The sequence below is a fragment of the Ruegeria sp. AP7 genome (assembly GCF_056539905.1).
This window is the reverse complement of the sequence record NZ_JBQFVT010000006.1, coordinates 102,684-128,286: the sequence shown is the minus strand read 5'-3', so window position 1 is coordinate 128,286 and position 25,603 is coordinate 102,684. Positions and strand designations below refer to the sequence as shown.

Annotated in this window: 25 protein-coding genes; 9 read left to right on the top strand and 16 right to left on the bottom strand. The window is 57.2% G+C overall.

All coding sequences use genetic code 11. The annotated features are described in order from the left end of the window. Positions 1-70 precede the first annotated feature (70 nt). From ACR0KN_RS13125 to ACR0KN_RS13115, 3 genes are read left to right on the top strand one after another with little or no spacing between them, the layout of a single operon-like run. Positions 71-2,887, top strand: coding sequence for a molybdopterin oxidoreductase family protein (locus ACR0KN_RS13125; RefSeq protein WP_480654099.1), 2,817 nt, complete (start codon positions 71-73; stop codon positions 2,885-2,887). Next, positions 2,884-3,633: a 4Fe-4S dicluster domain-containing protein gene (locus ACR0KN_RS13120; RefSeq protein ID WP_480654097.1), complete on the top strand. Its 750-nt coding sequence runs from the start codon at positions 2,884-2,886 to the stop codon at positions 3,631-3,633. The genes ACR0KN_RS13125 and ACR0KN_RS13120 overlap by 4 nt, the downstream gene beginning before the upstream one ends. Then, positions 3,633-4,520, top strand: coding sequence for a dimethyl sulfoxide reductase anchor subunit family protein (locus tag ACR0KN_RS13115; protein ID WP_480654095.1), 888 nt, complete (start codon positions 3,633-3,635; stop codon positions 4,518-4,520). Before ACR0KN_RS13120 ends, ACR0KN_RS13115 begins: the two co-directional genes overlap by 1 nt. Positions 4,521-4,651: 131 nt before the next feature. Here ACR0KN_RS13115 and dapA read toward each other — a convergent pair whose 3' ends face one another. Continuing rightward, positions 4,652-5,524, bottom strand: coding sequence for a 4-hydroxy-tetrahydrodipicolinate synthase (gene dapA, locus ACR0KN_RS13110; protein ID WP_480654093.1), 873 nt, complete (start codon positions 5,522-5,524; stop codon positions 4,652-4,654). 122 nt (positions 5,525-5,646) lie between these two features. Between dapA and ACR0KN_RS13105 the strand changes: the two genes are divergently transcribed. After that, positions 5,647-7,620: a lytic transglycosylase domain-containing protein gene (locus ACR0KN_RS13105; RefSeq protein ID WP_480654091.1), complete on the top strand. Its 1,974-nt coding sequence runs from the start codon at positions 5,647-5,649 to the stop codon at positions 7,618-7,620. Here the strand turns inward: ACR0KN_RS13105 and ACR0KN_RS13100 are convergent. After that, entirely contained in the window at positions 7,585-8,463 is an 879-nt protein-coding gene (locus tag ACR0KN_RS13100) for a DMT family transporter (RefSeq protein ID WP_170476201.1), read from the bottom strand. The genes ACR0KN_RS13105 and ACR0KN_RS13100 overlap by 36 nt on opposite strands. After that, entirely contained in the window at positions 8,460-9,125 is a 666-nt protein-coding gene (mnmC2, locus tag ACR0KN_RS13095; RefSeq protein ID WP_480654089.1) for a tRNA (5-methylaminomethyl-2-thiouridine)(34)-methyltransferase MnmC2, read from the bottom strand. Before mnmC2 ends, ACR0KN_RS13100 begins: the two co-directional genes overlap by 4 nt. A gap of 55 nt (positions 9,126-9,180) precedes the next feature. On the opposite strand from mnmC2, the gene ACR0KN_RS13090 reads away from it, so the two are divergent. Both ACR0KN_RS13090 and ACR0KN_RS13085 read left to right on the top strand, forming a co-directional pair. Continuing rightward, the gene (locus ACR0KN_RS13090) at positions 9,181-10,215 is read left to right on the top strand and encodes an NAD(P)/FAD-dependent oxidoreductase (protein WP_480654087.1); all 1,035 of its coding nucleotides are present in this window, start codon (positions 9,181-9,183) and stop codon (positions 10,213-10,215) included. Continuing rightward, complete coding sequence (locus tag ACR0KN_RS13085) at positions 10,212-10,691, top strand: GNAT family N-acetyltransferase (protein WP_480654085.1); 480 nt, start codon at positions 10,212-10,214, stop codon at positions 10,689-10,691. Before ACR0KN_RS13090 ends, ACR0KN_RS13085 begins: the two co-directional genes overlap by 4 nt. A gap of 3 nt (positions 10,692-10,694) precedes the next feature. Here ACR0KN_RS13085 and ACR0KN_RS13080 read toward each other — a convergent pair whose 3' ends face one another. From ACR0KN_RS13080 to ACR0KN_RS13070, 3 genes are all read right to left on the bottom strand, one after another. Beyond that, positions 10,695-11,237, bottom strand: coding sequence for an NAD(P)H-dependent oxidoreductase (locus tag ACR0KN_RS13080; protein ID WP_170476210.1), 543 nt, complete (start codon positions 11,235-11,237; stop codon positions 10,695-10,697). 96 nt (positions 11,238-11,333) lie between these two features. After that, positions 11,334-12,005 (bottom strand): YiaD family glycine zipper/OmpA-like lipoprotein, encoded by a 672-nt coding sequence (locus ACR0KN_RS13075; protein ID WP_480654082.1) that lies wholly within the window; start codon positions 12,003-12,005, stop codon positions 11,334-11,336. Between the two features lie 118 nt (positions 12,006-12,123). Beyond that, positions 12,124-12,816, bottom strand: coding sequence for a helix-turn-helix transcriptional regulator (locus ACR0KN_RS13070; RefSeq protein ID WP_170476214.1), 693 nt, complete (start codon positions 12,814-12,816; stop codon positions 12,124-12,126). A 104-nt stretch (positions 12,817-12,920) separates the two neighbouring features. Between ACR0KN_RS13070 and ACR0KN_RS13065 the strand changes: the two genes are divergently transcribed. Next, positions 12,921-13,112: a hypothetical protein gene (locus tag ACR0KN_RS13065; protein ID WP_480654080.1), complete on the top strand. Its 192-nt coding sequence runs from the start codon at positions 12,921-12,923 to the stop codon at positions 13,110-13,112. A 2-nt stretch (positions 13,113-13,114) separates the two neighbouring features. Here ACR0KN_RS13065 and ACR0KN_RS13060 read toward each other — a convergent pair whose 3' ends face one another. After that, positions 13,115-13,762 carry an RluA family pseudouridine synthase gene (locus ACR0KN_RS13060; protein WP_480654078.1) on the bottom strand — a complete coding sequence of 216 codons (648 nt, stop codon included), beginning with the start codon at positions 13,760-13,762 and terminating at the stop codon, positions 13,115-13,117. 97 nt (positions 13,763-13,859) lie between these two features. On the opposite strand from ACR0KN_RS13060, the gene ACR0KN_RS13055 reads away from it, so the two are divergent. Both ACR0KN_RS13055 and ACR0KN_RS13050 read left to right on the top strand, forming a co-directional pair. After that, on the top strand, positions 13,860-14,270 hold the full coding sequence (locus ACR0KN_RS13055; RefSeq protein WP_480654076.1) for a nuclear transport factor 2 family protein: 411 nt from the start codon (positions 13,860-13,862) through the stop codon (positions 14,268-14,270). Between the two features lie 77 nt (positions 14,271-14,347). Then, positions 14,348-14,983: an SGNH/GDSL hydrolase family protein gene (locus ACR0KN_RS13050; RefSeq protein WP_480654074.1), complete on the top strand. Its 636-nt coding sequence runs from the start codon at positions 14,348-14,350 to the stop codon at positions 14,981-14,983. On the opposite strand, the gene rarD is transcribed toward ACR0KN_RS13050, so the two are convergent. The 9 genes from rarD to ACR0KN_RS13005 all read right to left on the bottom strand — a co-directional run bounded on the left by rarD (position 14,974) and on the right by ACR0KN_RS13005 (position 25,590). Then, positions 14,974-15,879, bottom strand: coding sequence for an EamA family transporter RarD (rarD, locus tag ACR0KN_RS13045; RefSeq protein ID WP_480617772.1), 906 nt, complete (start codon positions 15,877-15,879; stop codon positions 14,974-14,976). The two genes, ACR0KN_RS13050 and rarD, sit on opposite strands and share 10 nt — an antisense overlap. Before the next feature lie 160 nt (positions 15,880-16,039). Next, positions 16,040-18,493 (bottom strand): GcvT family protein, encoded by a 2,454-nt coding sequence (locus tag ACR0KN_RS13040; RefSeq protein WP_170545184.1) that lies wholly within the window; start codon positions 18,491-18,493, stop codon positions 16,040-16,042. A gap of 89 nt (positions 18,494-18,582) precedes the next feature. Continuing rightward, positions 18,583-19,563, bottom strand: a complete 981-nt coding sequence (locus ACR0KN_RS13035; RefSeq protein ID WP_480654071.1) for a GlxA family transcriptional regulator — start codon at positions 19,561-19,563, stop codon at positions 18,583-18,585. A gap of 9 nt (positions 19,564-19,572) precedes the next feature. Beyond that, entirely contained in the window at positions 19,573-20,466 is an 894-nt protein-coding gene (locus ACR0KN_RS13030) for a homocysteine S-methyltransferase family protein (RefSeq protein ID WP_480654069.1), read from the bottom strand. Between the two features lie 12 nt (positions 20,467-20,478). Further along, positions 20,479-21,525 (bottom strand): alcohol dehydrogenase family protein, encoded by a 1,047-nt coding sequence (locus tag ACR0KN_RS13025; protein WP_170771517.1) that lies wholly within the window; start codon positions 21,523-21,525, stop codon positions 20,479-20,481. A gap of 24 nt (positions 21,526-21,549) precedes the next feature. Continuing rightward, entirely contained in the window at positions 21,550-23,997 is a 2,448-nt protein-coding gene (locus tag ACR0KN_RS13020; protein ID WP_480654067.1) for a GcvT family protein, read from the bottom strand. 15 nt (positions 23,998-24,012) lie between these two features. Beyond that, positions 24,013-24,393: a GFA family protein gene (locus tag ACR0KN_RS13015; protein WP_480654065.1), complete on the bottom strand. Its 381-nt coding sequence runs from the start codon at positions 24,391-24,393 to the stop codon at positions 24,013-24,015. A gap of 4 nt (positions 24,394-24,397) precedes the next feature. Then, a complete protein-coding gene (locus ACR0KN_RS13010; RefSeq protein WP_480654063.1) occupies positions 24,398-25,021 on the bottom strand; it encodes a LysE family translocator in 624 nt (207 codons plus the stop codon). After that, complete coding sequence (locus tag ACR0KN_RS13005; RefSeq protein ID WP_480654061.1) at positions 25,021-25,590, bottom strand: helix-turn-helix domain-containing protein; 570 nt, start codon at positions 25,588-25,590, stop codon at positions 25,021-25,023. The genes ACR0KN_RS13010 and ACR0KN_RS13005 overlap by 1 nt, the downstream gene beginning before the upstream one ends. Positions 25,591-25,603 lie beyond the last annotated feature (13 nt).

Sequence of the window (25,603 nt, the reverse complement as noted above, 5' to 3'; positions counted from 1 at the left end):
GCGTTCCTACGCCCCAGAGCGTCCAACGCGCGCAGGCACCAAGGCGATTCGCCACAGGGAGAGAGAAAACGTGAACCAACAACCAAACCTCAACCTATCCCCGCCTGTGTCAGATGAGATTCGCCGCACCACCTGTTACATGTGCGCCTGCCGCTGCGGTATCAACGTGCACATGAAGGATGGAAAGGTCGCCTATATCGAAGGCAACCGGGATCATCCGGTGAACAAAGGGGTGCTTTGCGCCAAAGGCAGCGCAGGGATCATGCAGGTGAACGCACCGTCGCGGCTGCGCGCACCACTGAAACGGGTAGGGCCGCGCGGTTCGGGTGAGTTCGAGGAAATCAGCTGGGACGAGGCGCTGGGGATCGCTGTCGGTTGGCTAAAACCGATCCGCGAAGACAATCCCGAGAAACTGGCCTTTTTCACGGGCCGCGACCAAAGCCAGAGCTTCACCAGTTTCTGGGCACAGAATTTTGGCACCTGTAACTATGCTGCCCATGGCGGGTTCTGCTCGGTCAACATGGCAGCCGGTGGCATCTACACGATGGGCGGCGCATTCTGGGAATTCGGTCAGCCCGACTGGGATCACACCAAGCTGTTCATGCTGTTCGGCGTGGCAGAAGACCACGATTCAAACCCCATCAAGATGGGCATCGGCAAGATCAAGGCCCGCGGCGCGCGTGTGATCGGGGTCAACCCGATCCGCTCGGGATACAACGCGGTGGCTGATGATTGGGTCGGCATCACCCCCGGAACCGATGGCCTGTTCATCATGTCGCTGATCCATGTGCTTATGAAGGCCGGTAAAATCGATCTGGATTACCTCAGCCGCTACACCAACGCACCGGTCTTGATCAACGCATCCGAAGGCCCGGAAAAAGGTCTGTTCCTGAAAGACGAAGACGACAAACCGCTGGTCATTGATCGCAAAACCGGCGAGTTGACAGCGTTCGACAAACCGGGCGTGCGGCCCGATCTCTCGGCAACATACGAAAAAGATGGGGTCACGCACCGTCCGGTTTTCCATCAGATGGCCGAACGCTATCTGGCCGACGAATACGCGCCGGAGGCGATCGCAGATAAATGCGGCGTACCAGCGAACCGTATTCGAGCGATCGCAGCCGAACTGGCCCGCGTGGCCTTTGATGAAGCCTTCGAACTGGACCATGAATGGACCGATTTCCGGGGTGAGAAACACTCGAAGATGATCGGTCGCCCCGTCGCGATGCACTCGATGCGCGGCGTCTCGGCCCATGCGAACGGTTTCCAGACCTGCCGCGCCCTGCATGTGTTGCAGATCCTGCTTGGAACGGTCGAAGTCCCCGGCGGCTTCCGCTTCAAGCCACCCTACCCCAAGCCGGTTGAGGCGCATCCGACACCGCACTGTAAGGTGACGCCGAATACACCTCTGGACGGACCGCATCTGGGGTTTGTTCGCGGCCCCGAGCATTTGGCGCTCAAAGAAGACGGCAGCCCAGCGCGGATCGACAAAGCGTTCACATGGGAAAACCCGATGTCCAGCCACGGGCTGATGCATATGGTGATCTCGAACGCCCATGCGGGCGATCCCTACAAGATCGACACGCTGTTCATGTACATGGCGAACATGTCCTGGAACTCGACCATGAACACCAAAGGTGTCATGGAGATGCTGACGGATAAGGATGAGAATGGCGAATACGTGATCCCGCACATCATCTATTCCGACGCTTACAGTTCGGAAATGGTGGCTTATTCCGACCTGATCCTGCCCGACACCACCTATCTGGAACGGCACGACTGTATCTCTCTGCTGGACCGCCCGATCTGCGAGGCCGAGGCAGCCGCAGACGCGATCCGCTGGCCGGTGATTGAACCGGACCGCGACGTGCGCGGCTTCCAGTCAGTTCTGATCGATCTGGCCAACCGCATGTGCCTGCCCGGCTTTACCAACGAAGACGGCAGCGCCAAGTGGACGGATTACGCCGACTACATTGTGAATCACGAGCGCAAACCTGGCATCGGGCCTTTGGCCGGTTTCCGGGGCGAAAACGGCGACAAGGAAGGCCGCGGCGAAGTCAATCCCGATCAGCTAAACTGCTACATCGAGAACGGTGGTTTCTATGTCGCGCATATACCCGACGGTGCCGACTACTATAAGCCGTGGAACAATGCCTATCAGGATTGGGCTGTTGGCATGGGCATATATGACAGCCCGCAACCTTATCTGTTCCAGCTCTACTCCGAACCCATGAGAAAGTTCCAGCTGGCAGCCGAAGGTCATGGCGAACGGCAACCACCCGAACACCTGCGCCAGCGCATTAAAGACACGATGGACCCGCTACCTATCTGGTACGAAACCGACCAGACCGGTAATGAAGGCTTTACTGTCAACGCCCTGACGCAGCGCCCCATGGCGATGTACCACAGCTGGGGCACCCAAAACGCATGGCTGCGGCAATTGCACGGGCGTAACCCACTTTACGTCCCGACCAAGCTTATGCGTGAACATGGGCTGGAAGACGGCGACTGGGCCAAAGTCAGCTCTCCGCATGGTGAGATCACCGTGCCGGTCATGGAAATGGCAGCACTGAATGACAATACCGTGTGGACTTGGAACGCCATCGGGAAGCGCAAAGGCGCTTGGGCACTTCAGGAAGATGCGCCTGAGGCCACAAAGGGCTTTCTGCTCAACCACTTGATCCACGAGTTGCTGCCACCGAAGGGTGACGGTCTGCGCTGGGCAAACTCTGATCCGATCACCGGTCAGGCTGCGTGGTTCGATCTGAAGGTAAAGATCGAAAAAGCCGCCGCACCAAGCGACGCCGAAAGCCAACCCGAGTTCGATCCGATTAAATCCCCGGTTGGCACCGGTCCCAAAAATCTGGCGTGGAAGGTAGGAAAATGACCCAACTCCCCACATCTACCGACCGCAAAATGGGTCTGGTCATCGATTTGGACACCTGCGTCGGATGCCATGCCTGTGTGATCTCTTGCAAAGGCTGGAACACCGAGAATTATGGTGCACCTCTTTCAGATCAGGATGCGTATGGCGCAAACCCCTCGGGTACTTTCCTCAACCGCGTGCATTCCTACGAGGTGCAGCCAGCGGAAGGGCACGCCCAACTGATCCACTTCCCCAAATCATGCCTGCACTGCGAAGACGCGCCCTGTGTCACGGTCTGTCCAACCGGCGCCAGCTATAAACGGGCTGAGGACGGTATCGTTCTCGTTAACGAAAGCGACTGTATCGGCTGTGGCCTTTGCGCCTGGTCATGCCCCTATGGTGCGCGCGAATTGGATCAAGCCGAAGGTGTGATGAAAAAATGCACCCTTTGCGTCGATCGGATCTACAATGAGAACCTGCCCGAAGTGGATCGTGTACCCTCTTGCGTGCGCACCTGCCCGGCGGGCGCGCGTCATTTTGGAGACCTCGGGGATCCTGACAGCGATGTCAGCAAGCTGGTCGCCGTACGCGACGGTATGGACCTGATGCCCGAAATGGGCACCAAACCCGTCAACAAATACCTGCCGCCCCGACCCAAGGACAAAATTGAGGAGCAGATTGACATTCTGGCCCCTCTGCTGGCCCCGGTCGCCGAAGAGCCCAAGGGCTTCCTTGGCTGGCTCGACAAGACCCTGGAGAAGCTCTGATGCACCCGGCCCCTTCCGTTATCATCTTTACCACACTGTCCGGCCTCGGCTTTGGCCTGCTGTACTTTCTGGGCTTTGGCACCCCTGACGTCTCGGGCATCACCGCTTTCGTGTTCTTCGCCATCGCCTTTGCGCTGGCCATCGGTGGGCTGCTGGCCTCTACTTTCCACCTCGGCCACCCGGAAAGGGCATGGAAAGCCTTTAGCCAGTGGAAAACAAGTTGGCTCAGCCGAGAAGGCGTCTGCGCCGTTGCAGCTTTGTCGGTGATGGGGCTTTATGCCATCGGCGTGATATTCCTTGGGCAGCAGTGGACGCTTCTCGGGGTTGTCGGCTCCATCCTTAGTCTTGCAACGGTCTTCACGACCTCGATGATTTACACCCAGCTCAAAACCATCCCGCGCTGGAATATGTGGGCGACCCCGGCGATGTTCATTACTTTCAGCCTTGCCGGCGGCGCGTTGCTCGCTGGTGCGGAAAGTATTGCACCCACGCTGCTGGTCGTCGCCGCCATTGTGCAACTGATTTACTGGGTCATGGGCGACAATGCGTTTCAAAACGCTGGTACCGATCTGGGCACCGCAACCGGCCTTGGCAATCGTGGCACGGTGCGTGCGTTCGAGCCGCCACATACCGGTACAAACTATCTGCTGCGGGAATTCGTGCATGTGGTCGGGCGCAAACACGCGCAAAAGCTGCGGGCCATCTCTTTCGCGCTGGCCTTCGTGTTGCCGATCCTGCTGCTTATCCTTCCAGCAGATGGCGTTGTCCTGAAACACATCCTGGCTTTGTTTGCTGTCATGTTACATCTGACCGGCGTCGCGGTTTCACGCTGGTTGTTCTTTGCGCAAGCTGAGCATGTGGTGGGGTTGTACTACGGCAAGCGCTGATGGGGGCTCTGCCCCGTCTCGGCAAGCCGCGCCTCCCCCGAGATATTTTTGGCCAGATGAAGTTTGGATCCCGAATTAAAAAGGGCGGCGCTCGATCTTCGAGGCCGCCCTTTCGATTCTGTGTGTTGACTTTAGATTAGTCCAGCATGCGCCATTGCGGCTTCGATAGCGGCTTTGGTGCTGTCTTCCAGCTCGGTCAAAGGCGAACGCACTTCGGTGCTGCATAGGCCAAGTTTGTTGAGCGCGTATTTTGCGCCGACCAAGCCAGGCTCGATGAAGATCGCTTCGTGCAGCGGCATCAGCCGGTCCTGATAATTCAAAGCCTTAGTATAGTCGCCTGTCAACGTAGCCTGCTGGAATTCGGCGCAGAGCTTCGGGGCCACGTTTGCGGTGACCGAGATGCAACCTACTCCGCCATGAGCATTGAAGCCCAGTGCAGTCGCGTCTTCCCCGGACAGCTGACAGAAATCGGCCCCGCAGCTCGCGCGCTGCTGGCTGACGCGTGCCAGATCGCCGGTCGCGTCCTTGACCCCTATGATGCGCGGCAGTTTTGCAAGCTCACCCATCGTTGCAGGGGCCATGTCGATGACCGAACGACCCGGGATGTTGTAGATGATGATCGGGATATCGGCGCTGTCATGCAGAGTTTGGAAATGCGCCAGCAGCCCTTTCTGGGTCGGCTTGTTGTAGTAGGGCGTTACGACCAGCGCCGCATCCGCACCGATTTTCTGGGCAAATTGAACAAACCGAATGGCCTCGACCGTGTTGTTGGACCCGGCACCAGCGATGACAGGTACGCGACCCGCGGCGGCTTTGACCACCTCGGCAATCACCGTTTCATGCTCTTCATGGCTGAGTGTCGGGCTTTCGCCGGTCGTACCAACCGGCACCAGACCGGTCGAACCTTGCTGAATTTGCCATTCGACCAAGTGTTTGAGCGTATCCAGGTCCAACGCGCCGTTGCTGAACGGGGTGACCAGGGCTGGCATTGAGCCTTTAAACATGGAACGCTCCTTAGGTGTTTTTGCGCACCGGTCCGTCACGATTAAGGGTTTGTGAGTTGATCCCGGCGGCGCAAGGTTTATCCTGCATGGCTGTATCCTTGGTTTGTTGGGGAATGCAAGGGATGAGACGTATTCTGTCGCTTGGAATAGCGATGATTCTGGCGCTGGCGCTACAGCCGCAGGCCACTCGGGCGGATGCGACGCAGGATTTGCGCGCGGGGCTCTATGAGATTCGCAAGGGTGACTGGAATGCCGCGCTGCGCGTGGCAGGTCACCGTGGATCGGTGGCGCGGGACATCATTGTCTGGCATTGGTTGCGCGAGGGTTTTGGCAGCTCTGGTGACGTGCTGGTATTTCTGGAGCGGCGTCCGGATTGGCCCGGTCTGGCCTGGTTGCGCCGTAAGAGCGAGCCATCGTTCACCGCAGCCGATCCGGATCGGGTTCTGAATTTCTACGAGGGGATGCCTCCGCAAACCGCCGAAGGCGCGTTGAACTATGCCGTGGCATTGAAAAGCAAAGGCCGCAACGGTGAGGCCGAAGCCGACATCGTAACGGCGTGGCGGACAATGCCGATGGGGTCAGGTCTGCAAAAGAGCTACCTGGAGAACTTTAGCAAACTCCTGAAACCGCATCACGAGGCGCGATTGGACCGGATGCTGTGGGACGGGCATTTGGTCAGTGCAGGGCAGATGCTGCCCCTTGTCGATGCCGACTATCGCAAACTGGCCCAGGCCCGTATTGCCCTGCAAAAACGCCAGAACGGCGTGGATGGCAAGGTCGCTGCCGTACCTAAGGCACTGGCCAAGGATCCCGGTCTGGCCTTTGATCGTTTCGTGTGGCGGGATCGAAAGGAACTGGACGACAGTGCCATTGATCTGATGCTGGCACGTTCCACCGGACCAAAGTCGCTGGGCGAGCCTGACAAATGGGCGGAAGGCCGGCGTCGGCTGGCGCGGCTCGAGATGCGTACCGGTGATGCAGAGCGCGCCTATGCGATTGCCGCAAATCATCACATGACGCCTGAAATGGGCTATGGCTATGCAGATCTGGAATGGCTTTCCGGATTTCTGGCCCTGCGCAAACTGAATGATCCGGCCACAGCAGTACGGCATTTCCAGAATTTCTCGGGTGCCGTGCAATCGCCGATCTCGAAGGGTCGCGGTGGATATTGGCTGGGTCGTGCCCACGCGGCGCAAGGTGATGCGGACAAGGCGCACGAGGCCTATGCAGAAGGCGCAAAATATCAGACCTCGTTCTACGGATTGCTCGCTGCAGAGCAGATCGGCCGTCCGTTTGACAGCGAATTGGCTAGTCCACGCCGTGCACCGCATTGGAAACAGGCCGCGTTTGCGGACTCAAGCGTGCTTGAGGCTGGGTTGCTGTTGCTGCGCGCTGGCGAGGGTAACCTGTCTGAGCGGTTCCTGACCCATCTGGTAGAGAGCCTTGATCAAACGCAAGCCGCTCAGTTAGGTGATCTCGTAATCGAACTGAATGAACCGCATCTGGCCGTTATGATCGCCAAACGAGCTGCAACCACCGGCATGGTTTTGCCTGCCGCCTATTACCCGGTGCATCCGGTGGCTGATATGGGTCTGCCCATGGCGAAGGAGATGACACTTGCAATTGCCCGACGTGAAAGCGAGTTCGATCCAGTTGTTATCAGCGGCGCTGGCGCGCGCGGATTGATGCAGGTCATGCCAGCCACTGCCAAACTTGTGGCGCAGGATCTGGGCATACTAGGAGGGCACAAGACAGGGCGTCTGACCTCGGACTGGCAGTATAACGCCAAACTTGGGGCGAATTATCTTGCGACACTGGCCGAGGACTTTAACGGCAATGTTGTGATGATGGCGGCTGGATACAACGCCGGGCCAAGGCGTCCAATCTCGTGGATGGAACGCTACGGCGACCCGCGTCGGGGTCAGGTGGACGTGATCGACTGGATCGAAACCATCCCGTACAAGGAAACGCGCAACTATGTGATGCGCGTCGCTGAAAGCCTGCCGGTCTATCGCGCGCGGCTAGGTCAGCCAGCGCTCCCGGTGCCATTCTCACAAGAGCTAACCGGCTCGACTCTTTCGTCTTTCGCGCCATAGGGTGAACAGACCCGCGGCAATCACAATTGCTGCGCCCAGAACCACCTCAGGGCGCAGCGTTTCGTGGAAGATCGTGATGCCCAGAATGGCGCTCCACATCAGATGGAAATAGGCGAAAGGTTGCACTGCGCTGGCCTCGGCCATCTCATAACATTTGATCAACAGCCAATGCCCCAACGCGCCTGTGATGCAGAGCAAACCCATCCATAGCCAGTCGGTTCTGGCCATCGGTTCCCAGAACCACACTCCAACAGCCGTCATTGCGACTGCGCCAGCCACGCCGGTCCAGAAAAAGCTGGTCGCGGTACTGTCGCGCCGTGCAGCGTATCGAGTCAGAAGGCCGTAGACCGCGAACATGAATGCCGAGATCAATGGCACCACGGCCCAGGGGTTGAACACTCCCGCACCGGGCTGGAGGATTATCAGGACGCCGATGCAACCGACACCTATAGCGGCCCAGCGGCGCCAGCCGACTTTCTCGCCCAAAACAGGGCCGCTGAGGGCGGCTATTAGCAGCGGATAGCAGATGAACACCGCTTGGCTTTCAATAAGCCCCAGGATGGTGAAACTGAAAACTGCCACGCAAATCTCACCGGCCAGCAGAAGGCCACGGAAAATCTGCAGCCCGAGCTGCTCGGTTTTCGCCGCCGCCCGCAGTCCCCCGGTTGACCTTGCAGCCACGGCAATCACGAAAGCGGCAAAGAACCAGTACCGGATCATCACAACCATGTAGGTGTTGTAGGTGCCCGCCAGATGCCGTGAGATCCCGTCCTGTAACGCAAAGACAATCGTTGCTGCGATCATCAAGGCAATGCCAGCGTTAACGTTGTTTTTCTGACTCATGTCTTCACCGCCCGCGTCATATGCCGCTTGCGACCAAAACCGGGGGTGCGTGTCACCTCGAACCCCGCATCGGTCAAACCGCGACGCACAAAACCAGCGGCGGTATACGTTGCCGCAGTGCCATCTTGGGCCGTGTGATCAGCAACCTGCTGCATCAAGTCAGCACCCCACAGTTCGGGGTTCTTCGCCGGTGAGAAGCCATCCAGAAACCACGCCTCTGCAGTGTCATCCCAATTGGGCAATGTCTGACGTGCATCTCCGACCATGACCTCAAGATGCAATGTATCCAGCACGCATTTCTGCCCATTCCAGGCATTCAGAAAGCGCTCAGCCCACGGCATCACCTCGGGGAAAGCGGCCAATGCGCGCTCCATATCATCGGGCGCCATCGGATAGGCTTCGAAACTCGTGAACCGCAGAGGCGTGGTCTGACCCGCTGCTTCCCAGGCCGACCAGACGGTCAACAGGTTCAGCCCGGTGCCAAAGCCCAGCTCGGCGATATGAAATCCCGGTGCAAAGCGCGCAGGCAGGTCATTGCCCGCCAGAAACACATGTCGCGTTTCTTCCAACCCGTTTTGCAACGAGTAGTAGGGATCATCGAACCGATCAGAGACCGGAATCTGATCCTCTGTCCAAGTGAGTTCGGCACGCTGGTCTACCATCGGGGAATCCTGTAGCTAAGCGGCGCGACACTGAACAAGGAAAAGGGGATTGGCAATGGTCGATGTGACGGTGCGCGGCGCAGGGATATTTGGCCTATCGATCGCCTGGACCTGCGCAAGACGCGGCGCCAAAGTCCAGATCGTTGATCCCTTTGGCCCCGGGGCGGGCTCCAGCGGCGGCTTGGTCGGCGCGTTGGCCCCACACGTCCCCGAAAACTGGAACGCTAAAAAAGCGTTTCAGTTCGAAAGCCTCATCATGGCCGAACCGTTCTGGAAGCATGTCGAGGCCACAGGCGGGGTGTCACCAACATACGCGCGGCTTGGCAGGCTGCAACCCATTGCAGACGCTCGGACATTGGACTTGGCCCGCGCACGCGAACTGACGGCCAAGGAACTCTGGCAGGGACAAGCCGACTGGAACGTCAGAGCGTTGGAAGAGATCGGTGCGTGGTGCCCACCCAGCCCAACAGGATTTGTCATACACGATACGTTGAGTGCCCGCATGCACCCTCGGCGCGCCTGCGCCGCATTGGTTGCAGCGCTCGCGGTAATGGGAGTCGAGGTCACCACAAATGCACCCGACAAAGGGCAAGTCGTCCACGCGACAGGGCTTGCAGGCCTGCTGGAGCTAAGCGCAGCATTTGGCAAAACAGTCGGTAATGGCGTCAAGGGACAGGCGGCGCTATTGCGATTTGATGCGGGTGCCGTCCCGCAGCTGTTTGCTGATGCTATTCACTTTGTGCCCCATACGGATGGTACACTCGCCATCGGTTCAACGTCCGAGCGTGAGTATGATGACCCAACCAGCACGGATGCGGCATTGGAAGAGCTGCTGGATCGCGCGATGCGGGCAGTGCCAGTGTTGCACGGGGCCGAGGTGATTGAGCGTTGGGCCGGTGTTCGCCCGCGCAGCAAGAGCCGCGCGCCAATGCTGGGTGCACATCCGTTGCACAAAGGACAATTTATCGCAAATGGTGGCTTCAAAATCGGCTTTGGCATGGCCCCGAAGGTAGCTGAGGTCATCGCCGATCTGATTCTCGACAATCGCGATGCAATACCAGATGGTTTTCACCCCGAGGCGTCGCTGTGAACGCCGCATACTCTGAACCCACACGACTGAACCGCGACAGCCTTGTGCTGCCTGAGGTATTACGCCTGATCCGTGAAAGCTTTGCGTATATGGAAGGTCGTATTGATCCGCCTTCTTCTATGCACCGCCTAACTCTGGACAGTCTGCGCAGGCAGATCGATGAGGGCGAGATTTGGGTGATCGGAGACCGCCCCGACGCTGTTGTTTTTCTGACACCCAAACCGGGTCGATTATATCTTAGCAAACTGGCTGTAGACCTTCGACAGCGCGGTCGCGGTCTGGCCCGTATACTAATCGAACAAGCTCAGGTCCAAGCACGCAGGTACGGGATTGATATACTGGAACTACAGTCCCGGGTTGAGCTTGTCGAAAACCACGCGACTTTTGCCCGGCTTGGATTCTCAAAGACCGGTGAGACGGCCCATCCGGGCTTTGATCGGCCGACCTCAATTACCATGCAAAAAAGGTTGGGCTGAAGTTCAAAACCCGGCTTCGGCCCGCAGCTTCTTCATCAGCGCGTTCAGTGTGTTTTCGTAGCGCTCATTAGACAATCGTCCTTCACTATCGAATTCGTTGGAACTGTCGGCCAAATGCAATTCAGGCCCCTGCAGAATGCGAGGCTGAAAAGGAACCATGAAAGACCGCAGGATCATCTGAGCCCGCTCACCGCCGGCACGACCGGCTGCAGCAGACATCACTGCCACAGGCTTATCCATCCAAGGCCTGCCGCTGGTCCGGCTAACCCAATCCAGCGCGTTTTTCAGAACACCCGAAGGCCCCTTGTTGTATTCCGGCGTCGAAATGATCACCGCATGAGCCTGCGAAATCTGATCAGCCAACACATGTACCGCTTCGGGGATACCCTCACCAACTTCAACATCGCCGTCATAAAGAGGCAGATTCAAATCTGCCTCGATGAACGTACCGGCATCAAATAAACGCGCAGCCTCGCGAAGAAGTTTGCGATTGGTGGCATCTTTTCGCAGTGAGCCGGAAAGGCCAAGAAGGATCGGTTCGGACATGGGGAAACTCCGCTGTGGTGTTTCCCTCTTGTTAGACCGGGATGATCCTGAACCAAAGCCCACGTGACGCGCAGTCACTGTGCGCGAAACATCCGGTCAGGTATTGCCGCTGGGAACGACCACAATCTCAACCCGTCGGTTCTGGGCTTTTCCTTCCGGTGTCAGGTTCGACGCAATCGGATTGTTTTCACCCTGCCCCACGGTCGTGATGCGGGAAAAGCTGACACCGTTGGCCTGCAGAATATCGGCGACAGCATTCGCGCGACGCTCGGACAGACCCAGGTTGTATGACGCCTCTCCGTCACTGTCGGTATGACCGATAATCTGCACGTTCGAGTTCGGGTAGTTAACCAGGTTCTGTCCAACCTTCACCAGATCAGCGCGGAGGGCCGGACGCACGGTGGAGTTATCTGTATCGAAGGTGATATCATTCGGTACTGTAACGATCAGGCGATCACCCGCGTTGACGATAGTGATGCCGTCATTGGCCAACTGTTGCCGTAACTCAGCCGCCTGCCGGTCAAGCTGGTTGCCGATCACGCCACCGCCTGCGGCACCGATCGCACCGCCGGCCAGCGCCCCCAGCAACGGATCTGAATCATTAGCGATTGCGCCCACACCCGCACCGATCAGACCCCCAAGCAATGCGCCTTGTTTCGCATTCTTATTGGGATCTTCTTGCACGGTTAGAGTGGCGGGGTCGGTACACGCAGCCAAAAAAAACGCCGAACACAGCCCGGCTGTTAGTACACATTTGGAAATCGTCATAAATTCACCTTCTGCTCACGTACCCGTTCACCGGGTTTGCCTCGTTGCGCGCAGTATAACATGGTGAGAACAATGGGCCTCAAGCAACAATTGGGTGAGATCGGCGAATACTCGCCATTTAGGCCGCTCCGACAGGGTCGCTCCAGTGATTTTGCTCCTGCCAGATCGCGCGCAATGGCTCTCCCTGCCCACAAAAGTGATCTTCCGTCAATTCGCAGGCCCAAATCCGATCGGTGCGGAAGTGGCGGAACCCATTTCTCAGCTCGCACCAAGCGGCCAACATTGTGCATTCAATGTGGTAGATCAGGGCAACGGGTCGCACCGTTCGTTCGCTGCGTTCACCTTCCGAATTCACATAGGTGATGCGGATCTTTTGTTCAGCCCTGATCGCTTCTCGATAGTTTACGACTGGCACACAGCCCTTTTCAGGATCATCCATAGGAGCCCCCCATGGAGCAACCTGCAGCCAATCCGCAGGAACCCGTAACGCTTCGATCTTGCGACATACCCTGTCTGCGGCTTGCTGCAAGGTGCTGTCGCCCGTACGCGCCAACATCGAAAGACCGACCCAAAGGGCCTCAACCTCTTCGGCGTCAAAATTCAGTGGCGGCAAATCATATCCCCGCCGCATCAGATATCCGACACCTGCCTCACCCTCGATCGGCGTACGCTGCGCCTGCAACGCAGCAATATCACGATAGACAGTACGCACCGACACCTCGAGCTTTGCAGCCAGTGCATCAGCAGTCACAGGTGTCTCGGCAGCACGCAAAATCTGTATGATTTCGAACAGACGGGTTGAACGACGCATCAGAAGCTCCTTGCGATCTGCTGACAACTTAGCACACCCCACTGACAAGGTGGTGTCAGGAGTGTTGAGCGAAGATAGGTCAAACACCAATCAGGAGATTGCCCATGCCTTACCTCGACAATCACGTCATGATGACCCTGAAGTTAGATCGCTGGTCTCAGGATCACGTATTACGCGGCTTCGAAATCGAGCGCGAACTGGCTGCTGCCCGAGAATGCAAAGCCGCGCGACCCATCAAACGTACCAAGCGGTTTTCTTTAGGTAATCTGAAGATATTGTGGACCAGCACCGCCTAACTTTAAAACTCAGCTGGGGCGCGGAATTTCATTGATACACCGCCTTCTGGGTTTTTCAGTCGCAATTCTTCGGAATGCAGCATTAGCCTCGGAAAATCGCGCGCTGCGCCGTCCGCGTAAAATGGATCACCTAGGATCGGATGGCCCAGCGCCTGCATATGTACACGCAATTGATGCGATCGCCCGGTTTTGGGAAACAGGCGGATACGGGTCGACTGACCTTCGTATTTTACAACACGCCATTCGGTGATCGCTGGCTTTCCCGTCTCGCGACACACCATCTGGCGTGGGCGATTGGGCCAATCAACGATCAAAGGCAAATCCACAGTCCCCGTTTTCGCTTCGACCTGTCCCCAAACACGGGCGATATAGGTCTTACGGGTCTGACGGTTTTCAAACTGCAGCCCCAGATGCCGCTGCGCATGCGGCGTCTGGGCAAAAACCATGACACCCGATGTGTCCCGATCCAAACGATGCACCAGCAGAGCCTGAGGAAACGCTGCCTGGACACGGGTCAGCAGGCAATCGGCCAGATGCTCCCCCCGTCCGGGCACAGACAGCAAACCCGATGGCTTGTTCACCACGATCAACTGTGTGTCTTCATACAGCACGTCCAGAGGTGTTTGCGGGGGATCATAGGTCTCGCTCATGCGTGCCTGCCTATCCCAGCCCGTTACCTCCCGCAACGTCGTCCTTGCCTCAACGAAACGGTTCAGCAACTCTCGGGTCAACAAGAAGGAAGATGGCATGCACCCGACGATCAAACGAATGCAGGACGTTGTCGCAAAAGGCGATGAAAGCTTGATCCACGAGCTGCTGGCAGAGGACGTGCGGTTTTTGCCCCCAACCTATTATAGCACCTGGACAGGGCGTGAACCGGTTGCGACGGTTCTGGGTCATGTAGGTCAGGTATTCTCAGATTTTCGGTATCGCCGGATCATGGGTGACGGCAACGATTGGGCGTTGGAATTTCAATGCAAGGTCGGAGATCTGGACGCAGTCGGGGTTGATTTGATCACTTTGAACGCTGATGGCCTCATTCAAGAATTCGAAGTTGTCATGCGCCCCTACAAGACTGTCGGCGCCCTGCGTGAAGCCATGATGGCGCGGGTCATGAAAGATGCGCGTTTTCTGAAATTCAAGGATGCGCTGAACTGAAGATGCCTTTCCCGGTTGCTGCGGACCAAATTCTCCGAATCCCGTTATTGCCCGTACTGGCTGTTCAGGGCCACTCTGTGCGACGCAATGCCCGCTTGCTGCCTGAACCAGAAGGTCCTCGCGATGGGCGTGAAGGGCGCGGTCCGCCATTGCGCTTGTTGATTGCCGGGGACAGCTCGGCCGCCGGTGTAGGCGCAGGTACGCAAAAACAAGCGCTGTCGGGGCAACTGGTCAGCCTACTGGCAAAACACCACACCGTAGAATGGCGGTTGGAAGCTACGACCGGATATACCACGCAAGATACAATTGCCCGATTGCAGAGACTAAAAGACCAATTTGATGTAGTGGTTACGGCCCTTGGCGTGAATGACGTGACCCGTGCCGTGACCGCACAACGCTTTGAAGATCAGCAATCACGCCTTCTGGCCTTGCTGACCGGGCAAATCGGAGCACGAAATGTAATCGTGACGGCCGTTCCCCAGATGGCGCGATTCCCAGCCTTGCCTCAGCCCTTGGCATGGGTATTGGGGCAACAGGCCGCGCGGTTGGACCGAGGATTGCAAAAGGTGGCTGCTGGTTTCCAGCAGGTTTCCCATCTGTCATTGAATCTGCCCGACGATCCGTCCCTCGCCGCCCCGGATGGGTATCATCCAAGCCCTAAAACCTACGCGATCTGGGCTGCCGAAATCACTCGACTTATTCGTCAGGCCTGAGACCGTATCTGCCGGATCATCGGAATCGAATAGACGACCAACCCGGACCAAATCAAAGGGAAGGCTATCATTCTTGCCTGGTCAATATGTTCTCCGAACAGGGTGATCGCAGTGATAAAGATCATAGTGGGCGCGATGTACTGCAATATGCCCATGGTCGACAGGCGTACCAGTTTTGCCCCGTTTGCATAGATCAACAAGGGTACGGCTGTTACGATACCCGCACCTGCCAGCAACAAAGTGTCTGACGCAGCCGCCCCAAAATGCCCCGTTCCACTTGCGCCCAACCATGTAACATAGGCCAAAGCCGGGATAAGCAGGATCAGGACTTCAAGCAAAAATCCCTGATTGGGTCCAATCGGAAGAGAGCGTTTGAAGAATGCATAGAATCCCCAACTGATCATCAATCCCAAAGCAGCCCAAGGTAGGCTTCCGGCTTGAAACACTAGAACCAACACGCCCAATGCGGCCAGCCCGACTGCGACCAATTGTGTACGGGTTAAGGGTTCGCGTAGCAGGATCGCCCCGAGCGCAATACTGAACAAAGGATTCATATAGTAGCCAAGTGCCGCATCCAGCGCGTGGCCAGATGAAATCGCCCAAACATAAATCGCCCAGTTCACCGAAATCAAAGCCGCAGTCAGCGCTGCCATGCCCAACATCTTCGGATTGCGAAGTGCAGCTTTAAGATCACCGGTACGCCCAAGCGCAACCAACAGCAACCCAGCCACCGGAACCGACCAGATGACGCGATGTGCAACGACCTCTATCGGGCCGATATGTTCCATCGCCTTCATGTACAGCGGCAGGAAGCCCCAAAGGACATAGGCCAATACGGCCAGCACAAGCCCTTTGGGCGTATCCGTGTTGTTTGGCGTTACAGGGGTCTCTGCCACGATGGGTCTCCGACTGATACTGTATTTCTCTACGGCAAATCAGACGGGCTTGGGAACCATCAAAACTGTGAAGCCGGTCATCAGGAATCCTGATATGTTTCACCTGAAATAGGCAGGCCAAACAAACAATTCGGGGCGCCACAGCGCCCCGACAGTTTGGCTATACTTTTACGCGTTCGGACTTTGGGTCGTACATCGGTTTGAGCGATGCCTCAGCTTTCACTTTCACGCCGCAAACGTCTATTTCATAGCTCGAAGCCAGAACATCTGCCGCTTTCTCGCCTTGGCAGGGTACATAGCCCAGACCAATCGCGCCGCCGAGTGTATGCCCATAGTTGCCAGAACTGAGATACCCCACATATTCTCCATCGCGTATGATCGGCTCATTGTGGAACAACAGCGGCTCGGGGTCGGTCAGCTTGAACTGGACCAAACGGTTTTGAGGCCCGCTTTCTTTGCGGGCTATAACCGCCTCACGCCCAATGAAATCACCGCCCTTATCCACTTTGACGGCAAAGCCCAATCCTGCATCGACCACGTGATCTTCACAGGTGATGTCATGGCCAAAATGGCGGAAGCCCTTCTCGATACGGCAGCTGTCCATCATGTGCATACCACAAAGCTTCAGGTTCATATCCTGACCGACCTGATGCAGCGTTTCGAACACGTGACCCGCCATGTCGGATGAAACATAGATCTCCCACCCAAGCTCGCCCACATATGTCACGCGGTGGGCACGGGCGAGGCCCATACCGATCTCAATCTCCTGCGCGGTGCCAAAGGGGTTGGTCGCGTTCGAGAAATCCGCTGGTGAAACCTTTTCCAGAAGTGCGCGGGCATTTGGCCCCATGACAGCCAGAACGCCTTCGCCTGAGGTGACATCCGTGACGACGACGTTGAAATTGACCGCATAACGCATCATCCAGGTCTGATCCGCCAGACGGGTCGCCGCTGGGGTGACGACCAGATAAGCCGTCTCGGTCAGGCGCGTGACGGTCACGTCGGCTTCGATACCACCAGCGCGGTTTAGGAACTGGGTATAGACGATCTTACCATTGGGCACCGAATAATCGCCGCCACCAATATAGTTCATGAATTTCTCGGCATCCGGCCCTTCGACACGGATTTTGCCGAAGGACGACATGTCGTACATGCCTACATTTTCGCGCACTGCGCGGTGTTCTGCGGCCGCGTTTTCAAACCAGTTCTGGCGCTTCCAACTATATTGGTATTCACGTTCCTGTCCGTCATTGGCAAACCAGTTGGCGCGCTCCCACCCGGCAATTTCGCCCATGACCGCACCCTGTTCCAACAGATGATGGTGAAATGGTGTCCGACGGACGCCCCGTGCGGTAGCCTTTTGGCGGTAGGGGTAATGGTCAGCGTAAAGCAGGCCAAGCGTTTCTTTCGAACGCTCAAAGAGGTATTGTTTATTGCCCTGAAAGGGCTGCATGCGGCTGATGTCCACATCGCCCAGATCAAATGGCTTTTCACCCGAATCCATCCATTCGGCCAGTGCCATGCCGGCACCACCCGCCGACTGAATACCGATTGAGTTGAACCCGGCCGCGACCCAGACATTGTCCATCTCGGGTGCGAGGCCAAGATGATAGGCGTCGTCCGGTGTAAAGGATTCAGGACCATTGAAGAACGTGTGAATCCCGGCCTCGGCCAGCATTGGCATCCGATTGCAGGCTGCTTCAAGGATGGGTTCGAAATGGTCGAAATCTTCAGGCAATTGGTCAAATTCGAAACTGTCAGGGATGCCGTTCATTGCCCAGGGCTTGGCATTCGGCTCAAACGCACCTAGCAGGATTTTCCCTGCATCCTCTTTGTAGTAGGCGCATTCGTCCGGCACGCGCAGCACGGGCAATTGGGTCAGACCGTCGATCCCCTCGGTGACGATGTAGAAATGCTCGCAAGCGTGAAGCGGTACGTTCACACCTGCCATCTTGCCAACCTCGTGGCCCCACATCCCTGCGCAGTTCACCACCATGTCGCACTCGATATGGCCCGAAGCGCTGCCATCATCTGCGACCCAATCAACGCCCGTCACCTGACGGCCTTGTTTGACGATGTCGGTGACTTTCACACGTTCCTTGACGATACCACCGCGCTGACGCGCGCCTTTGGCCAAAGCCAGAGCGATATTTGCCGGGTCACCTTGCCCGTCCAATGGCAGGTAAACTGCCCCTTTAACCCCTTCCAGGTTAAGATGGGGATATAGCTCCTGCACACGGTCATTGCCGATCTCTTCGACCTCAACCCCGAAAGCGCGGGCCATAGCGGCCTGACGATAGATCTCTTCCTTACGCTCGTCGGTCAAAGCGACCGTGATCGATCCGCAGCGCTTGAACCCAGTAGCAACACCAGTCTCTTCTTCAAGCGCGCCGTATAGTTCCTGGCTGTACTTGGCCAGTTTGGTCATATTCGCCGTCGCGCGCAGCTGCGCGATCAGTCCCGCCGCGTGCCATGTCGTACCGCTGGTCAGTTGCTTGCGCTCCAACAGAACGACATCGCCCCAACCTTTCTTGGTCAGATGATACGCAACCGAACATCCAATGACGCCGCCGCCGATGATGACCACTCGGGCCTTGGTGGGAAGATCAACCATCCTGACGTCTCCGCTGATTCAGGTTTTCTGCAAAATGCCACGAAGGATCGACAATAAAAGCATCAAAAGCGTCAGCTTAAATACAAAAATCACCGATATTCCGGGCGTCTTTTCTGGCGTCTCAGAACAAACGGTGTGATGCCAAAAAAACTTTTGTAGACGGATGAAAATCCGTTTGGAAAACCGCAAACCAGCCCGATTTCCCGCACGCTCATCGTCGTATTCAGAAGCAGGTTGTTAGCTTTGGCCAGTCGCATTTCCCGATAGAAACCGTTCGGCGTGGTTCCGAAAATTGCTTTGAATTTTCGCTCAAGAGAGCGGTTCGATACTTGCAATATGTCAACGATCTGTTTGATCGGCAGAGGTTCCTCAATGTTTGCCTGCATCAGCTTGATGCACTGATCCAATTTCTCGTCACCAGTGGCCGTTATCCGGGCGCCGGAAAAAGGTTGCATGGATGAAAAGTCACGGATGTTTTCATGCAGCATAATGTCGGCAACCGTCATCTTGGCCGCACCCGAGATATGCCGCCCAATCACGGCCAGCGCGATATCTGTGGTTGCCTCCATGCCGGCACAGGTGACAACCGAACCTTGCTCGGTGGCGATAGATAGCTTGGCCTCAAACCTAGCACCACGTTCGCGCAGGAAAGAGGCATTTTCCCAATGGGTTGCCATATGATCAGCGCTATTTTCGTCGATATACCGGCTTGCAGCTTCAGCCAACAAAAATACCTGGGCGCCCCGAAACGTATAGTCGCGCACGACACGGCCCAGAGAAAGTTCAGGCTGATCCGGGTCTGAGTTTCCGATCACAAACAGATAATTCGCATTCGGTTGCGCCGGGACAGTGTCGGTCGATACTGTTGCTCCGCTGCTGCTTTCCACCGGCCCTCCTTGTCGCGACCGATAAGTGAACGTGAACGGCGGGTGGGCACACACACGGTTCGCCAAGCGCAAAACCTCAACCAGCGAGGCCAGTTCGAGCAATACGAAACCCGACGCAACCAGAATGTCAAAATGGTACTGGACGCGATCCTGCTGTTGGTCAGATTTGGTCCGGACAGGCATCTAAGTCCCTCAGACGATTTTGTGTCCGGCCGCACGTAAATTCTCGGCGAGGGTTTTGATGTGTTCCGGCCCGACTTCGCAGCAACCACCAACGATCGTAGCGCCCTGCGCCACCCAACCCATCGCGTGCCGTGCATAGGCATCAGGGCCCAGGTCATGGCGGCTTTCCAAGGCATCAACCGTTGGGGCCTCTTCCAGAAAGCCTTCTTTGATGCCTGTAAAGCCGTTGGCATAGGCCCCGTACGGGCGATCCAACATTGCGATGACATCCAAAGCCGCCGGAATCGCTTCGGGGCGTGAACAGTTGATCAGCACCGCCTCGGGTGCATAGCGCGTAGCAAGAGGGGCAATGTCCCCCAGTGGTTCGCCTGAACGCAGGCGGGTTCCGTCCTTGTCCATGACCGACAGGGCAAGCCAGACGGGTTTCCCACAGTTCTCGGTTCCGCGCAGCGCACCTTCGGCTTCCTGCACCGAGCATACTGTTTCGATCAGAAAAAAATCGACCCGGTCCGACATCATTGCAGCCAGCTCGGCGAATTTCGTGGCGGCATCCGCAGGGTCGGGTTTCAGATCGGGCCGATAGCTGGCCAATAGCGGGCCAAGCGCGCCTGCGATCCGCCCACTGATGCCACAGCGCGCCTGTTCGGCCTGTGACAAGGCAGCGTCAATGAGATTGGGCATCTGATCTTCAATCCCCTCACGAACCAATCGTGAGCGGTGTATGGCGTAGGTATTTGTCGTAGCGATCGTTGCACCGCTTCGGAAATAGGCGGCGTGAACCTCTGCCACAAGTTCGGGTTTGTCGATCATCACGCGTGTTGACCAAAGTGGCGTCGGCTTATCACCGCTCAACTTCACCAACTCCTGCCCGATCGAACCATCCAAAAGCGTAATATCAGCCATTTATTCCCTCTTTCACGGCACCAGAACAAGCTTTCCGGGCAAAGTCTTGGACAGGAAATCCTCTTGCGCCTGAACTATGTCGCGCAACGGATAGGTCTTTGAGACCAAGGGCTTGATCCGACCTGCATTCATCAATGCAACAAGGCGGTCAAAAACGTCCGGTGGCTGATAGGTGCACCCATGGATCGTGATGTCGCGCAGATAGATATCCCGCAAGTCCGCGCTGACAATGGGACCTGCGATCGCGCCGGCTACGGCATAGTGGCCACCGGGTTTCAACGCAAGTATCAGGTCTGGCCAAGCCGGACCTCCGACCACATCTATAACGACATCGAACATGTCTTCCGGCAAAGCCGCGTCGCGTTCAAAAGTCCCGATTGCGCCCTGTGACTTGACCACCTCAGATTTGGCGGCATTGCTAACGCCCCAGACCGTCGCCCCGCGCAGCGCTGCAAGCTGGACGGCAGCAAGGCCCACACCGCCCGACGCCCCTGTGATCAGCACTTTTTGACCTGCGATGACACCGGCACGAGTCAGCAGGCCTTCGGCCGTTCCAAAAGCACAGGGAATCGCGGCAATTTCAACGTCAGACAAAGGCGATTCAGTTACGTCGTACAGGTCATCACTTTCCATCAGACAATACTGAGAAAAGGCCCCGTCAATTTCTGAACCAAGCACGATAAAATCCTGTGGTCGGCCAGGAACCGGGCGCGGTAAATTGATCGGGCAAGTCACCCGCTGACCAGGCTTGAACGCCGCACCCGATCCAACCGCTTCGACAATTCCACAAAGATCGCCACCCTGGATCCGGGGAAAGTGCAGCGCACCTCCCCAACCACCTGCTTCGACCTGCTGATCGACCGCATCCGTTGCACCCGTGACGTCCGAGGAATACCAGCCGATCCGCGTATTAATGTCAGTGTTGTTCACCCCGGCAGCGGCAACGCGGACCAGGACCTGCCCCGGATCAGGGTTTGGAACTGGGATATCGTCCCGCCATTCCAACACCTCGGGTCCACCGTGGCCATTCAGATATACGCCTTGCATCTGCCGGGTCATTTGCGTTCCTTTCTATATAGGTCGTCAGGCCCTCAACCGTTCATTCGAAGGATCCCAAAGCGGTTGGTCTTCCTGCACAACAGCACGGCATTTTTGACCGTAGATTTCAACCTCCAGCTCAGTTCCTGGCACGGCCTGATCTGCACGCACCATGCCCAGCGCGACGGAAGCACCAATGCGGTACCCCCACGCACCTGAGGTCGTTTCACCCACGATCTCATCGCCGCTCCAGATGCAGGACATGTAAGGCGCATCGACCTCGCCTGCGTCCACGATCAGAGTGACAAAGGATTTCTTAACGCCTTGCTGCTTTTCGTTCTGAATGGCCGCTTTGCCAACAAAATCCTGCGGCTTGTCGAGTTTGACAAAACGACCCAAACCACCTTCAAGCAAAGAGTAATCCGTGCTCAGATCGCCCTTCCACGCGCGATAACCTTTCTCGATCCGCAAAGAGTTTAGCGCATACATGCCAAAGGGTTTGGCCCCGGCAGCCAGCACGGCTTCGTAGATGGCTGGCATCGCATCGTTTTCAGCGTGGATTTCCCAGCCCAACTCGCCCGCGAAAGAGACGCGGATCAGAAAGGCATCCTGCCCGGCAACTTTGGCAAACTGATGGGTCAGCCAGCCTTGCTGCAGATCCGCATCCGTGATGCCGGACAACACATTCCGCGACATTGGCCCCGATACGATCAGCGTATCGCGCTCGGTAGTGGTTTCGCGAACAGTCACACCTTCGGGCACCGAATTCCGGATCAAATCCCCATCATGCCACTGCGCCGTTGCGGCGGTGATCAGGACGAAGTTGTTCTCAGCCAGACGGATGCAAGACAATTCGGTCAGAATGCGCCCTCTTTCATCCGAGACATAGATCAGGTTCATGCGCCCGGCTTTGGGGATGCCGCCGGTGCAGAAGCCACGCAGCCAGTCGTCCGCGCCCTCGCCTTGTATCCAGAACCGCGAGAAGCCGGGCAGATCCAGAACCCCGCAGTGATCGCGCACGGCTTCGCATTCTTCTTTGACCCGCTGTTCCCAAGGTCCTGAACGTCCCCAAGTATGTGTAGCCTCCAGAGAGGTGTCGTCGCCGGGTTGCGCGAACCAGTTGGCGCGTTCCCAGCCGTTATAGGCCCCCATGACGCCGCCCAGTTCCTTGACCTTGGCGTGCACGGGTGAAACCTTCTTGTCGCGCGCAGCGGGCCATTCGTGATGAGGGAAGTGCATGGCGTATTCGTTGCCATAGACTTCCATGCCTTTCTGGTTGCAGTAATCCTGATCGGTGTAGTCGGTGTAACGACGTGGATCGACGGCCCACATGTCCCATTCGGTGTGACCATCGACGATCCATTCGGCCAGCACCTTGCCAGCGCCGCCACCTTGGGCGATGCCAAAGGTGAATGTATGAGCCTCGAACGCGTTTGTCACACCCGGCATCGGGCCGATCAGCGGCAAGCCGTCTGGCGCGTAGGGGATTGGGCCATTGATGACGCGACCAACGCCCGAAGTTGCCATCAGCGGCACCCGCTCCATCGCATCTGTGACGATGTCCTCGATGCGGTCCAGATCGTCGTTCCACAGTTGGAAGCTGAAATCCTCGGGCATCGGGTCATCCTCGGTCATCCAGTGGCCCTTACAGTTGGGTTCGTAGGGACCAAGGTTGAAGCCGTTCTTTTCCTGCCGCAGATAGTAGGAAATATCCACATCGCGCAGCAAAGGCAGCTTGCCGCCACTTTCTTTTGACCACGCTTCAATCTCGGGGATTTCGTCGGTCAACAGGTACTGGTGGCTCATCACCATCGCGGGCACGGTGCGGCCGCCGAAAGGTTTGAACCATTCCCCTACGCGTTGGGCATAATAACCAGCGGCGTTTACCACATAGTCACAGGCGATGTCACCCTTATCGGTATGCACGGTCCAAGTGCCGTCATCATGCTGGGTCACACCGGTTGCCGGGCAGAAGCGGATGATCTTCTGCCCCATATCGCGCGCGCCTTTGGCCAGCGCCTGGGTCAGCTGTGCCGGATCGATGTCGCCATCGGTCGGGTCATAGAGCACGCCTTCAAGATCATGAGTCTCAAGGAAGGGATAGCGTTCCTTGGCCTCCTCCGGCGTCCACATCTCCATCGGGATACCCTGATAGCGGCCCATGGACATGGCCCGCTCGAACTCCTGCATCCGTTCCTTGCTGTGCGCCAAACGGATCGACCCCGAAACGTGGTAGTTCATCGGATAGTCGACCTCGTCCGCAAGGCGCGAATACAGCTCGGTCGAGTAGCGCTGCATGTTCATGATCGCCCACGAGGTCGAAAAGGTCGGCACGTTACCCGCTGCGTGCCATGTCGAGCCTGCGGTCAGCTCGTTCTTTTCCAACAGCACACAATCCGTCCAGCCCTTCTTGGCCAGATGATACAGCGATGAGCAGCCGACAACGCCACCGCCGATGATGACCACGCGGGCCTTGGTTGGAAAATCACTCATGTGTTTGGTTCCCTATTAGTGAGCCCGCTGGGGCAGGTTGTCTTTGATGTCATAGTAATCGCCCTTGTCCGCCACGAAGATGTGCTGGGCGAGATTCAAACCGGTCGGCTCATCCAAAGAGCCCACGGAAATTGCGATCGTGTCCTCGTCATTGTGCTGCCAGAAGAGGAACGAGCCACAAGCGCGGCAGAAGCCGCGCTTGGCAATGTCAGAGGCGCGATACCAGCCCAGCGTTTCGCTGGTGGTAAAGTTGAGATTGTCCTGATGCGTGACGGTCGAGGCCCACAAATGCCCCGACTGTTTGCGGCACTGCCCGCAATGGCAGGCATTTGGTGGCGTGAGGTCTCCGTCAACAACAAAAGCGACCGCGCCGCAAAGGCAGGAACCGGTATGCATGTCTTTATCCCCTCGCTGTCGGCGTAGAGCTGGCCCCCAGCAAAACGCCATAGATGATGAAACAGGTCGCCATCACGCGGCGTACCCAGATATTGAACACCGCCCCCAGTGCGGCCTTGCCCATCAGTGCCCCCAGCAAGGTGAACCCGGTATAGCTGAGTGTCGTGATGACCAGTGCCGTCGGCATGATCACAGCCATCTGCTGCCAGATGGGTACATCCGGCTGCACAAATTGCGAAAATGCCGCGAGGTATCCGGCGACGCTTTTGGGGTTGATCGTGGCGACGGCCAACGCGTGAAAGTAAACATGCCGCGCCGGACGCTCAGAATCTGGAGCAGGCTTCGCAGCGTTCATCCAACCGCGAACGCCCATCCAGATAAGAAATCCCGCCCCGATCAGTTTGGCGATAAAGAACCCCATTGGCGACGTGGCAATCAAAACAGTAATCCCCACTGCCGAGAGGATCAGGAACACGCTTGCCTGTGTCAGAATGGCGAGTACGCCCAGCATAGCTTTGGGGAATGGCAGGCTCATTCCATTTGAGATGCAGTTGACCGCATTCGGCCCCGGGGTGGTCACAAACACCACCCAGAACAGAGCGAATATGGTCCAGGCTTCAAAACTCATCAGTACACCGGAGGCGCTATGACCCAGATGGCCACCGCGGGTTCGTCAAAGGGGTTGGACCATGTGTAGGGTTCGTGCTTGATCCGGAAGCTGTCACCGGGACCAACCTGAAAACTGCGCGTACCAATGGTCAGTTCCAGACGGCCTGACACCATATAGCCGACTTCCTGTGTCGGCCGGTTTGCTGGCGTCTGCATCTGCGAATGCGGCTCGAACGTTGAATGCACCATCTCGAAATCGTCGGTCAGGTCAGGCGAAAGCAATTCTTCAATCAGACCTTCTTCACCCGAGCCCATCGGACGACGTGATCCGGCCCGCACGACATATCCTTGATCATCCGCTGGGGCTGCAGAATGAGCAAACAGCATCGACATCGGCACGCCTAAACACTCTGCAATCTGTCGTAGATCCGAGATTGAAGGCTCGGACATGTCTCTTTCGACTTGGCTGAGCCAGCCTACGGACCGATCCAATCGATTAGCGATTTCAGTCAGCGTCAACCCGCGCGCCTTACGCAGCGCGCGCAGGTCGGCACCGAGTGTTGCGCTGTGGGGGGCCTGAGAGTTCAATTTGCGCTCCGAG

Excerpts from the sequence above, each read along its gene's own strand:
- ACR0KN_RS13115 (WP_480654095.1), top strand. The coding sequence starts at position 3,633 with ATGCACCCGGCCCCTTCCGTTATCATCTTTACCACACTGTCCGGCCTC.
- ACR0KN_RS13075 (WP_480654082.1), bottom strand. The coding sequence starts at position 12,005 with ATGACGATTTCCAAATGTGTACTAACAGCCGGGCTGTGTTCGGCGTTT.
- mnmC2 (WP_480654089.1), bottom strand. The coding sequence starts at position 9,125 with ATGGTAGACCAGCGTGCCGAACTCACTTGGACAGAGGATCAGATTCCG.
- ACR0KN_RS13105 (WP_480654091.1), top strand. The coding sequence starts at position 5,647 with ATGAGACGTATTCTGTCGCTTGGAATAGCGATGATTCTGGCGCTGGCG.
- ACR0KN_RS13025 (WP_170771517.1), bottom strand. The coding sequence starts at position 21,525 with ATGACCCGGCAGATGCAAGGCGTATATCTGAATGGCCACGGTGGACCC.
- ACR0KN_RS13070 (WP_170476214.1), bottom strand. The coding sequence starts at position 12,816 with ATGCGTCGTTCAACCCGTCTGTTCGAAATCATACAGATTTTGCGTGCT.
- ACR0KN_RS13035 (WP_480654071.1), bottom strand. The coding sequence starts at position 19,563 with ATGCCTGTCCGGACCAAATCTGACCAACAGCAGGATCGCGTCCAGTAC.
- ACR0KN_RS13055 (WP_480654076.1), top strand. The coding sequence starts at position 13,860 with ATGCACCCGACGATCAAACGAATGCAGGACGTTGTCGCAAAAGGCGAT.
- ACR0KN_RS13015 (WP_480654065.1), bottom strand. The coding sequence starts at position 24,393 with ATGCATACCGGTTCCTGCCTTTGCGGCGCGGTCGCTTTTGTTGTTGAC.
- ACR0KN_RS13120 (WP_480654097.1), top strand. The coding sequence starts at position 2,884 with ATGACCCAACTCCCCACATCTACCGACCGCAAAATGGGTCTGGTCATC.
- ACR0KN_RS13040 (WP_170545184.1), bottom strand. The coding sequence starts at position 18,493 with ATGGTTGATCTTCCCACCAAGGCCCGAGTGGTCATCATCGGCGGCGGC.
- ACR0KN_RS13060 (WP_480654078.1), bottom strand. The coding sequence starts at position 13,762 with ATGAGCGAGACCTATGATCCCCCGCAAACACCTCTGGACGTGCTGTAT.
- ACR0KN_RS13090 (WP_480654087.1), top strand. The coding sequence starts at position 9,181 with ATGGTCGATGTGACGGTGCGCGGCGCAGGGATATTTGGCCTATCGATC.
- ACR0KN_RS13080 (WP_170476210.1), bottom strand. The coding sequence starts at position 11,237 with ATGTCCGAACCGATCCTTCTTGGCCTTTCCGGCTCACTGCGAAAAGAT.
- dapA (WP_480654093.1), bottom strand. The coding sequence starts at position 5,524 with ATGTTTAAAGGCTCAATGCCAGCCCTGGTCACCCCGTTCAGCAACGGC.
- ACR0KN_RS13010 (WP_480654063.1), bottom strand. The coding sequence starts at position 25,021 with ATGAGTTTTGAAGCCTGGACCATATTCGCTCTGTTCTGGGTGGTGTTT.
- ACR0KN_RS13065 (WP_480654080.1), top strand. The coding sequence starts at position 12,921 with ATGCCTTACCTCGACAATCACGTCATGATGACCCTGAAGTTAGATCGC.
- ACR0KN_RS13100 (WP_170476201.1), bottom strand. The coding sequence starts at position 8,463 with ATGAGTCAGAAAAACAACGTTAACGCTGGCATTGCCTTGATGATCGCA.
- ACR0KN_RS13020 (WP_480654067.1), bottom strand. The coding sequence starts at position 23,997 with ATGAGTGATTTTCCAACCAAGGCCCGCGTGGTCATCATCGGCGGTGGC.
- ACR0KN_RS13030 (WP_480654069.1), bottom strand. The coding sequence starts at position 20,466 with ATGGCTGATATTACGCTTTTGGATGGTTCGATCGGGCAGGAGTTGGTG.